This is a genomic window from Bacteroides sp. CAG:633, from assembly GCF_000435115.1.
Lineage (GTDB): Bacteria > Bacteroidota > Bacteroidia > Bacteroidales > Bacteroidaceae > Bacteroides > Bacteroides ndongoniae.
This window is the reverse complement of record NZ_FR883059.1, coordinates 1-11,876: the sequence shown is the minus strand read 5'-3', so window position 1 is coordinate 11,876 and position 11,876 is coordinate 1. Positions and strand designations below refer to the sequence as shown.

Sequence of the window (11,876 nt, the reverse complement as noted above, 5' to 3'; positions counted from 1 at the left end):
CCGAAAGCCGCTGAAGTAAAGGCTGCCGAAGTGGCCGCTGATGCAAAGAAATAAAGATTAGAGAAATAAACGAATTAAAATACAAGATCGTATGTTGAAGACATTTTCAATTGGTGGAGTACATCCACACGAAAATAAACTTTCAGCACATCAGCCGATTGTCAAGGCAGAGATCCCTGCCAAAGCAGTGATTTTGTTGAGCCAGCATATTGGTGCGCCGGCAAAGCCGATTGTGGCAAAAGGTGACATGGTGAAGGTTGGAACAAAAATAGCCGAGCCCGGAGGTTTTGTCTCTGCGGCCATCCACTCTTCTGTCAGTGGAAAAGTTGCTAAAATTGATACGGTTATCGATGCCAGCGGTTATGCCAAACCGGCTATCTTTATTGACGTGGAAGGTGACGAGTGGGAGGAAAGCATCGACCGTAGTGAAACTTTGGTGAAAGAGTGCAACCTGTCTGCCGAAGAAATTGTGAAGAAAATAGCCGATGCAGGTATTGTTGGTATGGGAGGTGCCTGCTTCCCCACACAGGTCAAGCTGTGTCCGCCGCCTGCTTTCAAAGCCGAATGTGTCATTATCAATGCTGTAGAATGTGAACCTTATCTGACTGCCGACCACCAGCTGATGCTGGAGCACGCTGAAGAAATTATGGTAGGCGTATCAATCCTGATGAAGGCAGTAAAGGTGAACAAGGCCTTTATCGGTATCGAGAACAACAAGCCTGATGCTATCCAGCTGATGACGAAAGTTGCCGCTTCGTATGCCGGTATCGAGGTTGTGCCTTTGAAGGTGAAATATCCGCAGGGAGGTGAAAAGCAGCTGATCGATGCCATCATCAAACGTCAGGTGGCTGCCGGTGCACTGCCTATCTCTACAGGAGCTGTGGTACAGAATGTAGGTACAGCTTTTGCGGTATATCAGGCCGTTCAGAAAAACAAACCGCTGTTTGAGCGTGTGATTTCGGTGACCGGAAAGTCGCTGGCCAAGCCGTCTAACTTCCTGGCTCGTATCGGTACGCCGATGAAGCAGCTGATTGACGCTTGCGGCGGACTGCCGGAAGATACCGGTAAGATTATCGGTGGTGGACCGATGATGGGTAAGGCGCTGGTGAATACCGATGTTCCTACTGCCAAGGGAAGCTCGGGCATACTTATCATGAACGATAAGGAAGCCAAGCGTGGCAGTGTTCAGCCCTGTATCCGTTGTGCCAAGTGCGTAGGAGCCTGCCCGATGGGTCTGGAACCTTATTTGCTTGCAACTGTGTCGGCTCATGGCGATTTCGAGAGAGTGGAAAAAGAAGATATTATGTCGTGTATAGAATGTGGCTCCTGCCAGTTTACCTGTCCTTCCAACCGTCCTATGCTGGACTTTATACGTCTGGGCAAGGCAAAGGTCGGTGCCATGATACGTGCACGCCAAGTAAAAAAATAAATTAGCACAAATCTATGAATAAGTTAATTGTATCCCTTTCACCCCATGTGCATGGAGGTGATAGCGTGAAGAAGAATATGTACGGGGTGCTTGTGGCACTGATCCCGGCTTTTCTGGTGTCGCTATATTTCTTCGGACTGGGAGCACTGATCGTTACTGCTACTTCGGTGCTGGCCTGTCTCTTTTTCGAATGGGTGATCGGCAAGTATCTGCTGAAGAACCCTCATACAACCATTACAGACGGTTCGGCCATCATAACCGGTGTGCTGCTGGCATTCAACCTGCCTTCCAACCTGCCTGTGTGGATCATCATCATTGGTGCACTTTTTGCCATTGGCGTAGCCAAGATGTCGTTTGGCGGTTTGGGATGTAATCCTTTCAATCCTGCTTTGGCCGGACGTGTATTCCTGCTGCTTTCTTTCCCGGTGCAGATGACCAGCTGGCCGGAAGTAGGACAACTGATGGCTTATACGGATGCTACGACAACTGCCACTCCGCTGGCTATTATGAAAGGTGTGATCAACGGTGCTCCCGGAATGTCGTTGAGCGACCTGCCGCAGTCTTTCCACCTGCTGATTGGTAACAACAGTGGCTGTATCGGTGAGGTCAGCGCATTGGCACTGCTCATCGGACTGGCTTATATGCTGTGGAAGAAAATCATTACCTGGCATATTCCTGTATCGATTCTTGTGACAGTATTTGTATTCTCTTCGATCATGCACTGGGTTGATCCTGAAAAGTATGCGTCCGGTCTGGTACACCTGCTTTCGGGAGGTCTGATGCTGGGTGCTATTTTCATGGCTACCGATTATGTGACTTCGCCGATGAATCATAGAGGAATGTTGATCTATGGTGTTTGTATTGGTCTGCTGACGGTCATTATCCGTCTGTTCGGTGCTTATCCCGAGGGTATGTCGTTTGCCATTCTTATCATGAACGCATTCACTCCTTTGATCAACACATATGTTAAACCTAAACGCTTTGGGGAGGTAGCGAAAAAGAAATGAAAAAGTTAGAATCATCCTTAAAGAATATGTTACTGGTGCTCACTGGTGTGACTGCCGTTTCTGTAGCATTGTTGGCTTATGTCAATGAACTGACAAAAGAACCCATTGCGCAAGCCAATGCCAAAACATTGAGCGACGCTGTCAGCGCCGTTGTTCCCGGATTTGACAATGACCCGATAGCGGAAAAGAAAATTCAGGAAGTGAACGGAGTACAATATGCTGTTTATCCGGCTACAAAAGGCGGAGAATATATTGGAGCAGCTGTTGAGGCTACGTCTATGGGATTTGGCGGTGAACTGAAAGTATTGGTCGGATTTGATGCCGAAGGCAAGATCATCGATTATTCTCTGTTGGCTCATGCCGAAACTCCGGGACTTGGCTCGAAAGCTGCCGACTGGTTTAAGAAAGGCAATAAGGGAAATATCGTAGGACTTAACCCGGGAGAGACTCCGCTGACCGTGAGCAAAGATGGCGGTCAGGTAGATGCCATTACTGCTTCTACCATTACTTCACGTGCTTTTCTGAATGCAGTAAATGCAGCCTATGCCGCTTATGCCGGCCAGAATACGGCCGATGGAGCAACGGGCGCTACACAAAAACATGTTGAACCTGCTAATGATGCCGACTCTGCTGCTACGGACTCGGTTAGCGTTAATTAATGAAAGGAGTAGAAAGCTATGAACAATTTTAAAGTATTGATGAACGGGGTTATCAAGGAAAACCCGACGTTTGTGCTTCTGCTTGGTATGTGTCCTACTTTGGGTACTACTTCTTCGGCAATCAATGGTATGGGCATGGGATTGGCCACGATGTTTGTGCTGATTTGCTCCAACGTCGTAATTTCGGCGATCAAGAATCTGATCCCGGATATGGTACGTATTCCGTCGTTTATTGTCGTTATCGCTTCGTTTGTGACGTTGCTGCAGATGATTATGCAGGCTTATGTTCCCGGACTGTACGCAACACTGGGATTGTTTATCCCCTTGATTGTGGTGAACTGTATTGTACTGGGACGTGCCGAGGCTTTTGCGGCCAAGAACGGTCCGTTGGCTTCCATGTTCGATGGTCTGGGCATGGGTCTGGGCTTCACGTTGGGTCTGACTCTTCTGGGAGCTGTACGCGAGTTGCTGGGTACGGGCAAGATATTCGGTCTGACTGTTTTCCCGGAAGACTACGGTATGCTGTTGTTTGTTCTTGCTCCGGGTGCATTTATCGCATTGGGCTATCTGATTGCTGTGGTAAACCGTTTGAAGAAGGCCTGAAACAAGGAGAATGAATCATGAATTTAACGATCAATTGAAGAAAGTATGGAATATATATTGATATTTATTTCGGCAATCTTTGTGAACAACATCGTATTGTCGCAGTTCTTGGGAATCTGCCCGTTCCTGGGTGTATCCAAGAAGATTGATACGGCACTGGGTATGTCGGCAGCAGTAGCGTTTGTGCTTACTATTGCTACCATTGTGACATTCCTTATTCAGAAATATGTTCTCGACGCATTCGGCCTGGGCTATCTGCAGACCATCACCTTCATCCTGGTGATTGCAGCATTGGTTCAGATGGTGGAGATCATCCTGAAAAAGGTATCTCCTTCTTTGTATCAGGCATTAGGCGTATTCTTGCCGCTGATTACGACGAACTGCTGTATTCTGGGTGTAGCGATCCTTGTTATCCAGAAAGACTATGATCTGCTGACAGGTGTGGTTTATGCTTTTTCAACAGCATTGGGCTTTGGATTGGCATTGACACTGTTTGCCGGTCTGCGCGAACAGATGAGCCTGGTGAACGTGCCTAAAGGAATGCAGGGCACTCCTATTGCACTTATTACAGCCGGCTTGTTGGCGATGGCCTTTATGGGCTTCTCGGGTGTAGTGAAAATTTAATCGATCATAATGTGAATTTGGACGCGAATGATGGCCGAGAAAAGGGCTGTCATTCGCGTTTTTTTTATTTTTTTCTCTTCTTTCTGTTTTTTCTTGATTTATTTTTCTACATTTGCGTTCGTATTGAAAAGCTAACGGCTAAATATCTATTTTTTTATGAAAGAAAGAATCTTAGTTACAGGTGGAACTGGATATATTGGTTCTCATACTGTGGTGGAATTACAGAATGCAGGTTACGATGTTGTTATTGTAGACAACTTGTCGAATTCGAGTGCAGATGTTGTAGATAATATCGAAAAGGTATCAGGCATTCGTCCGGCTTTTGAAAAGTTGGATTGTTTGGATTTTGCCGGACTTGATGCCGTGTTTGCAAAATATAAAGGTATAAAGGCGATCATTCATTTTGCAGCCAGCAAGGCTGTGGGTGAATCTGTTCAGAAGCCTTTGCTGTACTATCGTAATAATCTGGTTTCTTTGATCAACTTGCTGGAGCTGATGCCCAAGCACGGAGTGGAAGGAATCGTATTCTCTTCTTCGTGTACGGTATACGGACAGCCGGATGAATTGCCGGTAACAGAACAGGCTCCGATCAAGAAGGCTGAGTCTCCTTACGGAAATACGAAGCAGATCAATGAAGAGATTATCCGTGATACTGTTGCTTCCGGATCACCTATCAATGCTATTTTGCTGCGTTATTTCAATCCGATTGGTGCTCATCCTACTGCTTTGTTGGGTGAACTGCCGAACGGTGTGCCTCAAAACCTTGTTCCTTATCTGACTCAGACAGCCATCGGTATCCGCGAGAAACTGAGCGTATTCGGAGATGACTATGATACTCCTGACGGTTCATGTATCCGCGACTTTATCAACGTGGTTGATTTGGCTAAGGCACATGTTGTAGCTATTGCACGAATTCTGGAAAAGAAGCAGAAAGAAAAAGTAGAAGTGTTCAACATTGGAACAGGACGCGGACTTTCTGTATTGGAGCTGATTCATGCATTTGAGAAAGCAACAGGTGTGAAATTGAACTATCAGATTGTAGGTCGCCGTGCCGGTGATATCGAGAAAGTATGGGCTAATCCTGCTTTGGCCAATGAAGAGTTGGGCTGGAAGGCAGAAAGCACTATTGAAGATACTTTGCGTTCGGCATGGAACTGGCAATTGAAGTTAAGAGAAAGAGGAATTCAATAAAATAACATTTTTTAAGGAAATTGGAAAAACAAATGCTTCCCCGCATTTGTTATATAGAGGCTAATCTTCCTGATTTTATCTTTGGTGTATGTGAATATACTTAGATAGATACTTATGCCTCCCCGGCATAGACAGGATAGATTGCATAGTAGTTTTGTCGTGTTTTATTTTGTGTTTGTGTTGTGAATAGGCCTTGTCGGGAGACAGGGCCTATTTTTCGTATACCCACCTGCATGGGGCATACGAAAACAGGATAAAGTTACGGACAAGGGAAAAAGAGGATATCTTCGCCTGTTTAGACAGACGAAGGAAGGGGAAGGGAAGTAACTTTTGTGTGGTTATTCCTTGGTTATTTCTCCTGCCAGACAGGAGTTCATCCGGTAGCGTATTTCAGATTGGCTAAGTCCGTGTCCCAGGAGGAACATCAGCTTGGTGACAGCGCATTCGGGCGTACTGTCGTAGCCGCTGATGACGCCGGCCTGCAGTAATTGCAAACCTGTTTCGTAGCGTTCCATTTCGACTGCTCCACTTTGGCACTGGGTGATGTTGACAATGATGATGCCGCGCTCGGTGGCGTCTTTCAATAAATTGATCAACCAGTCTTTTTGCGGTGCATTGCCCGATCCGAATGTTTTCAGCACAACAGCCTTCAGGCCCGGTACATGCAGAACGGAATGAATGATTTTCTCCTGTATGCCGGGAAAAAGGGTGAGGACTACTACATTGGTGTCGAACAGATAATGCGGTTTTAGCGGACGTGTAGGATCCGGACGCCGAATCAGATGCTCGTTGTAACGGATGTGAATGCCGACTTTGGCCAACGAGGGATAGTTGAAGGAACGGAATGCATTGAAATTTTCCGCATTGATTTTGGTGGTACGGTTTCCTCTCATCAGTTCGTTCTCGAAGAAGATGCAGACTTCCGGTACGACAGGCGTGCCGTCGGGATGCTTGGCGGCTGCGATTTCGATGGCGGTGATCAGATTTTCTTTTCCGTCGGTTCTCAGTGTACCGATGGGGAGTTGCGAGCCGGTCAGGATGACAGGTTTGGACAGGTTTTCGAGCATAAAGCTCAAGGCAGAAGCGGTATAGGCCATGGTATCGGTACCGTGCAGAATAACAAAACCGTCGAAATAATCATAGTTGTAGCTGATGATTTTTACGATTTTTGCCCAAAAGGCGGGCTCCATGTCCGAAGAGTCGATAGGAGGGTTGAACTGATAGGATGAAATGTGATAGTTGAAACGTTTCAGTTCGGGAACGTGTTTGAGTAAATGATCGAAATTGAAATTCTCAAGTGCGCCGGTTTCCGGATTTTCTATCATGCCAATAGTTCCGCCGGTATAAATCAACAATACGGAAGGACAATTTATCTGCATAGACATATCGCTTTTTATTTCAGCGGCAAAGTTAATATAAAATATTAAAAATCCACTTTTGTTTACAGGTATCAATGACACATTTCTGTAATACGTGTGGAAATATGCCATTGATAGGTCTGTCTTTCTGGCTGTGCAGGGCTGTTGTGGGGTTATTCCGGTTGCAAAAGACCGATGTCAGTCTTCAGTTTCCGGATGGCTTTGCCGGCATCGCCGTCCGATTCGTTCAAAAGGGTGACGAAGCGGCTGCCTATGATGCCTCCCGAGGCATGTGCACAGGCGGCGTCGAAGGTGGCCTTGTTGCTGATGCCGAAGCCTACCATGCGGGGATTGCGCAGTTGCATATCCTCGATTTTGCGGAAATAGGCTTGCTTTTGTGCGTCAAAATCGTGCTGGGCACCTGTGGTAGCAGCCGAGGAAACCATGTAGATGAAACCGTCGGTATGGGCATCGATCTGACGGATGCGTTCTTCGCTGGTTTCGGGGGTGATGAGCATGATGATGCGGAGGTCGTACTTCTGGGCGATGTCTTTATAATGTTCTTCGTAATCGCGGAAAGGAAGGTCGGGAATGATGATGCCGTCGATGCCGCACGCGACACACTGCTGGCAGAAGGCTTCGAATCCGTAGTGCAGGATGGGGTTCAGGTAGCCCATCAGGATGAGCGGGATGCGGACATGGCGGCGGATGTCGTGCAGCTGTTCGAACAGTTTGCGTACCGACATACCGTTGCGCAGTGCTTGAGTGGCTGCTGCCTGTATGACGACGCCGTCGGCCATCGGATCGCTGAAGGGAATACCGATTTCGATCATGTCGACACCGTTTTCTTCGAGTGTACGGATGACGTCGGCAGTACCTTCAAGGCTGGGGCAACCGGCACAGAAATAGATGGAAAGCAGGTTGTGGGGATTATGCTGAAAAAGCTGGTTGATGCGGTTCATAATAATATTCTTTTTATAGGGTTATACATAAATAAGGGGGATAATGTCCGTTACCGGATTGTCTGAAGGAAATTTTTTATGCGTGTTACGTCCTTCAGCCCGGGGGATGTTTCGAAGCGGCTGTTGATGTCGATGCCAGCCAGTCGGGGATGATGGAACTGCTTTATCGCCTGTGTGCTGTACTGGTTGATGCCTCCACTCAGCAGAAAGGGAGTGTGTCCCTGGTAGCGGTGCAGGAGGTTCCAGTCGAACTGATTGCCCGATCCGCCGAATTTCTCGCTTTTCGTGTCGAACAGGTAGTAGCTGCATATGCCTTCGAAAGCCGAGATGCTGTTCAGGTCTTTGGGCGAAGCGATGGAGAAAGCTTTGATCAGCTGCAGTCCCTGCTGGCGGAGCGAACGGCAATACTCGGGCGATTCGTTGCCGTGCAGCTGTATGTAGTCCAGGCCGAAACGGTCGGCATAGACGCAGACGTTTTCCTTGCTTTCATTGACAAAGACACCGACTCGCCTGGCATGTTGCGGAAGATATTCAGGAATGCCGTACAGATAGCGGGGCGACTTGGGGTAGAAGATGAAGCCTATCATGTCTACTCCCAGTTGTTCTATTTGGCGGATGTTTTCCGCATCGGTCATTCCGCAGACTTTGATGATCATAGTTGTTTGAAGATAAATTAGTAGTTAAACATGCGGTTGTATTTTTGATTGAAGAAACTGTTTCAGGGCTTCGGCGGGTGAGGAGTGCTTCATGAAGACTTCTCCCAACAGGAAGCCCCGATAGCCGGCAGCGCGCAGCCGTTGTATGGTCTCCATGCTGGAGATGCCGCTTTCCGAAACAAGTAACGCCGAGGTCTGTTGCCTGAGCCGGTCGGCTATCCGGAACGAGTTGGCTACATCCGTGACAAAGCTTCCGAGGTTCCGGTTGTTGATGCCTGCCATGTCGGCCGCTACAGTGCTGAGGTATGCCAGCTCGCTTTCGCTGTGGAGCTCCAGCAAGACTTCCAGTCCGAGCGCATGAGCCTGTTCGGCCAGTGTGGCACATTCCTCGCAGGTCAGGCAGGCAGCAATAAGCAAGACGGCATCGGCACCAGCCAGGCGTGCCTGCAACAGCTGATATTCGTCGATGATGAAATCTTTGCGCAGGATGGGCAGACGGGTGAGTGGGCGTGCCGTGCGTATGTCGTCCAAAGTACCGCCGAAGAATGCTTCGTCTGTCAGAATGGACAGGGCACTTGCTCCAGACGCTTCGTAGCCGGGAGGGATGAGGTCGGCCTGTGCCTGTCGGTTGATCCAGCCTTTCGAAGGAGAGCGGCGTTTGAACTCGGCAATGATGCCGGTTGCCGATTGGGCAAGTGCCTGCTTCATGCTGCGGCGCGGCGTGTTTTCTGTTTCCAGTTGCTCCTTCACCTGTTCGCGCAGTTGCTCCAGACCGATGGCCTGCTTCTGTGCCTGTACCTCTGTCTTTTTGTGCTCGATGATTTGCGATAGTATATCCTTCATGTCCTTAGCTGTTTATTTCGATGAATGTTTTCAGTGTATTCAGTGCTTTCCCGCTTTCCAGCGATTCGCGGGCGATGGCGATGCACTCTTCGATTTCCTTTTCCGGCTCCATCACCTGAATGGCAAAGGCAGCATTGACCACTACGCACTGTGTCTGTGACGGTGTGGCACGGCAGTGCAGGATGTTGTCGAAGATGCGGGCGGCGTCTTCCTTGCTGCTGCCGCCGAACAGTTCTTCGGGGCGGGCTGCACTGAAGCCCAAAGCCTGCGGGCGGTAGATGCGCTCGTAGTGGCGGGTCATTACCTTGAACTCGTCGGTCAGGGAGATTTCGTCGTAACTGTCCAGGCTGTTGACTACGGCAAAGTCGATGCCCAGTTTGTAGAATACATTGGTGTAAAGGCGCATTTGGGCAAGGTCGGCCACGCCGAGCAGCTGGTAGGCAGGACGGCATGGATTGACGAGCGGTCCGAGCAGGTTGAACAGGGTGCGGACACCCAATGCCTTGCGTACGGGGCCGACAAACTTCATGGCCGGGTTGAAAAGCTGGGCATGAAGGTAGGCTATGTTGCATCGGTCCATGCTGCGTTTCAGGGTGTCGGCATTGTTGGTGAAACGGATACCGTGCTGCTCGATGACGTTGCTGGCACCACTGACCGATGTGGCTCCGTAGTTGCCGTGCTTGGCCACTTTGTAGCCGGCACCGGCTACGACGAAACAGGCGCAGGTCGAGATGTTGAATGTATTCTTACCGTCGCCACCTGTTCCTACGATGTCGATAGGGCGATAAGGACTGAAGTCGACGGGAATGCGTGTTTCCATCAGTGCTTCGCGAAATCCTATCAGTTCGTCGACTGTGATGCCGCGCATCTGGAAGGCGGTGAGCAGGGCGGCTATCTGTGCTTCCGGATACATCTCGCGGGTGATGTTGAGCAGAATCTGCCGGGTCTCTGCCGAGGTCAGTTCTTCGTGGTTGAAGAGTCGGGATAATATTTCTTTCATAATGCTTTCTTTGTTGAGTGTATGTTGTATAGAGAATTTTCTTTGGGTTCGCGCTGTCTTGAGCGATTATTGCCGGAGCCAGTTTCGTATGATTGTCTTTCCCTCGGGAGTCAGTACCGATTCGGGGTGGAACTGAATGCCGTGTACGTTGAGTTGGCGGTGCTTCAGCGCCATGATGTGGCCTTCGGGACTGATGGCGGTGACGGCCAGGGCGTCGGGCAGGTCAGCCGGGTCTACTACCCACGAGTGGTAACGTCCGGCCAGAATCTTGTCGGGCAGGCCGTTGAAGAGGTAGTCTTCATTTGCGCGGAGTATCTTTACGGGAGTCTGTACGCCGTGGAATACTTCTTTCAGGTTGGTCAGCCGGGCACCGAAGGCTTCGCCTATGGCCTGTTCGCCCAGGCAGATGCCCAGTATCGGTTTGCTTTCGGCATAGGTGCGGATAGTGTCCATCAGCAGGCCAGCTTCTTCGGGGATGCCCGGACCGGGCGACAGGAGGATCTTGTCGTAACGTTTCAGTTCGTCCAGGCGGAAACAGTCGTTGCGCAATACACAGGTTTCTGCGCCCAGCTCTTTCACCAGATGTACCAGATTGTAGGTGAAGGAGTCGTAATTGTCGATGATGGCTATCATGGTTCTTGTTGTTTTTGTAAGGGTTGTGGTTTATAGTTTCTCGGCCATTTCGATGGCTTTCCGCAGGGCGCCGAGTTTGTTGTTCACTTCCTGCAGCTCGTATTCTTCGTTGCTCTTGGCCACGATTCCTCCGCCGGCCTGAAACCACAGTACGCCGTTGCGGCTGACGAAGGTGCGGATGGTGATGGCCTGATTGAGCGAACCGTTCAGTCCGATGAAGCCGATACAGCCGCCGTAGGCGCCGCGGTTGTGGGGCTCCAGTTCGCTGATCAGCTGCATGGCGCGCACTTTGGGAGCACCGCTCAGTGTGCCGGCCGGGAACGTGTCGATGAATGCCTTGACGGGGTCGGCATCGTCGTTCAGCGTACCGCTGACACGGCTGACCAGGTGAATGACATGGCTGTAGTATTGTGTCTCTTTGTAGAAGTCGACTTTGACGTCGTGGCAGTTGCGCGAGAGGTCGTTGCGGGCCAGGTCGACGAGCATCACGTGTTCGGCATTCTCTTTGGGATCGTCGTGCAGGTAGCGGGCGTTGGCGGCATCCTGCTGCGGATCACCGGTACGTTTGGTTGTTCCGGCAATGGGGTCGATGTAGGCGCGTCCTCCCTCGATGCGGCAATGAGTTTCGGGCGAAGAGCCGAAGATACGGAATCCGCCGAAGTCGAAGTAGAACAGATAGGGCGAAGGGTTGATGCTGCGCAAGGCGCGATACAGCTTGAAGTCGTCGCCCGTGAAGCGTTGTTCGAAGCGGCGCGAAAGCACAATCTGGAAGACGTCGCCCCGCAGGCAGTGGGCAATGCCCCGACGGATGTTGGCCTTGTGCTGCTCGTCGGTGAGCGGCGAGGTGACGGGACCCGAGGCATGGAAGTCGTAGGCGGTGTAGTTGCGGTTGTGGATGGCCCGCTGCACCA

14 protein-coding genes (1 of these 14 running past the window's edge) are annotated in these 11,876 nt (G+C 50.0%); 7 read left to right on the top strand and 7 right to left on the bottom strand.

Annotated elements, in window-relative coordinates:
- From QVP67_RS07480 to galE, 7 genes are all read left to right on the top strand, one after another.
- Positions 1–14 carry the end of a Fe-S cluster domain-containing protein gene (locus tag QVP67_RS07480; RefSeq protein WP_022162949.1) on the top strand. It extends 883 nt beyond the left edge of the window, so only the last 14 of its 897 coding nucleotides appear in the window; its start codon lies off the left edge, out of view; it ends in the stop codon at positions 12–14.
- Between the two features lie 77 nt (positions 15–91).
- Entirely contained in the window at positions 92–1,429 is a 1,338-nt protein-coding gene (gene rsxC / locus QVP67_RS07475) for an electron transport complex subunit RsxC (RefSeq protein ID WP_022162948.1), read from the top strand.
- A 14-nt stretch (positions 1,430–1,443) separates the two neighbouring features.
- Complete coding sequence (locus QVP67_RS07470; RefSeq protein WP_022162947.1) at positions 1,444–2,436, top strand: RnfABCDGE type electron transport complex subunit D; 993 nt, start codon at positions 1,444–1,446, stop codon at positions 2,434–2,436.
- Positions 2,433–3,095, top strand: coding sequence for an RnfABCDGE type electron transport complex subunit G (locus QVP67_RS07465; RefSeq protein WP_288180007.1), 663 nt, complete (start codon positions 2,433–2,435; stop codon positions 3,093–3,095). Before QVP67_RS07470 ends, QVP67_RS07465 begins: the two co-directional genes overlap by 4 nt.
- 18 nt (positions 3,096–3,113) lie before the next feature.
- Entirely contained in the window at positions 3,114–3,698 is a 585-nt protein-coding gene (rsxE, locus tag QVP67_RS07460) for an electron transport complex subunit RsxE (RefSeq protein WP_022162945.1), read from the top strand.
- A gap of 45 nt (positions 3,699–3,743) precedes the next feature.
- Positions 3,744–4,322: an electron transport complex subunit RsxA gene (gene rsxA, locus QVP67_RS07455; protein WP_022162944.1), complete on the top strand. Its 579-nt coding sequence runs from the start codon at positions 3,744–3,746 to the stop codon at positions 4,320–4,322.
- 156 nt (positions 4,323–4,478) lie between these two features.
- Positions 4,479–5,513, top strand: a complete 1,035-nt coding sequence (gene galE, locus QVP67_RS07450; RefSeq protein WP_022162943.1) for a UDP-glucose 4-epimerase GalE — start codon at positions 4,479–4,481, stop codon at positions 5,511–5,513.
- A 338-nt stretch (positions 5,514–5,851) separates the two neighbouring features.
- Here the strand turns inward: galE and QVP67_RS07445 are convergent, their stop codons facing one another.
- From QVP67_RS07445 to QVP67_RS07415, 7 genes are all read right to left on the bottom strand, one after another.
- Positions 5,852–6,892 (bottom strand): asparaginase, encoded by a 1,041-nt coding sequence (locus tag QVP67_RS07445; RefSeq protein ID WP_022162942.1) that lies wholly within the window; start codon positions 6,890–6,892, stop codon positions 5,852–5,854.
- A 152-nt stretch (positions 6,893–7,044) separates the two neighbouring features.
- Positions 7,045–7,833 (bottom strand): tryptophan synthase subunit alpha, encoded by a 789-nt coding sequence (gene trpA, locus QVP67_RS07440; protein WP_022162941.1) that lies wholly within the window; start codon positions 7,831–7,833, stop codon positions 7,045–7,047.
- A 50-nt stretch (positions 7,834–7,883) separates the two neighbouring features.
- Positions 7,884–8,489 (bottom strand): phosphoribosylanthranilate isomerase, encoded by a 606-nt coding sequence (locus QVP67_RS07435; protein ID WP_022162940.1) that lies wholly within the window; start codon positions 8,487–8,489, stop codon positions 7,884–7,886.
- A 24-nt stretch (positions 8,490–8,513) separates the two neighbouring features.
- Positions 8,514–9,332 (bottom strand): indole-3-glycerol phosphate synthase TrpC, encoded by an 819-nt coding sequence (trpC, locus tag QVP67_RS07430; RefSeq protein ID WP_022162939.1) that lies wholly within the window; start codon positions 9,330–9,332, stop codon positions 8,514–8,516.
- Positions 9,333–9,336: 4 nt separating this feature from the next.
- Positions 9,337–10,332, bottom strand: a complete 996-nt coding sequence (gene trpD / locus QVP67_RS07425) for an anthranilate phosphoribosyltransferase (RefSeq protein ID WP_022162938.1) — start codon at positions 10,330–10,332, stop codon at positions 9,337–9,339.
- A 66-nt stretch (positions 10,333–10,398) separates the two neighbouring features.
- Positions 10,399–10,965, bottom strand: a complete 567-nt coding sequence (locus tag QVP67_RS07420) for an anthranilate synthase component II (RefSeq protein WP_022162937.1) — start codon at positions 10,963–10,965, stop codon at positions 10,399–10,401.
- A 30-nt stretch (positions 10,966–10,995) separates the two neighbouring features.
- The coding region (locus QVP67_RS07415; RefSeq protein WP_288180006.1) for an anthranilate synthase component I family protein at positions 10,996–11,876 on the bottom strand (881 nt) is incomplete at its 5' end.

Coding starts and splice junctions, on each gene's coding strand:
- rsxC (WP_022162948.1), top strand. CDS start 92: ATGTTGAAGACATTTTCAATTGGTGGAGTACATCCACACGAAAATAAA.
- QVP67_RS07470 (WP_022162947.1), top strand. CDS start 1,444: ATGAATAAGTTAATTGTATCCCTTTCACCCCATGTGCATGGAGGTGAT.
- QVP67_RS07465 (WP_288180007.1), top strand. CDS start 2,433: ATGAAAAAGTTAGAATCATCCTTAAAGAATATGTTACTGGTGCTCACT.
- rsxE (WP_022162945.1), top strand. CDS start 3,114: ATGAACAATTTTAAAGTATTGATGAACGGGGTTATCAAGGAAAACCCG.
- rsxA (WP_022162944.1), top strand. CDS start 3,744: ATGGAATATATATTGATATTTATTTCGGCAATCTTTGTGAACAACATC.
- galE (WP_022162943.1), top strand. CDS start 4,479: ATGAAAGAAAGAATCTTAGTTACAGGTGGAACTGGATATATTGGTTCT.
- QVP67_RS07445 (WP_022162942.1), bottom strand. CDS start 6,892: ATGCAGATAAATTGTCCTTCCGTATTGTTGATTTATACCGGCGGAACT.
- trpA (WP_022162941.1), bottom strand. CDS start 7,833: ATGAACCGCATCAACCAGCTTTTTCAGCATAATCCCCACAACCTGCTT.
- QVP67_RS07435 (WP_022162940.1), bottom strand. CDS start 8,489: ATGATCATCAAAGTCTGCGGAATGACCGATGCGGAAAACATCCGCCAA.
- trpC (WP_022162939.1), bottom strand. CDS start 9,332: ATGAAGGATATACTATCGCAAATCATCGAGCACAAAAAGACAGAGGTA.
- trpD (WP_022162938.1), bottom strand. CDS start 10,332: ATGAAAGAAATATTATCCCGACTCTTCAACCACGAAGAACTGACCTCG.
- QVP67_RS07420 (WP_022162937.1), bottom strand. CDS start 10,965: ATGATAGCCATCATCGACAATTACGACTCCTTCACCTACAATCTGGTA.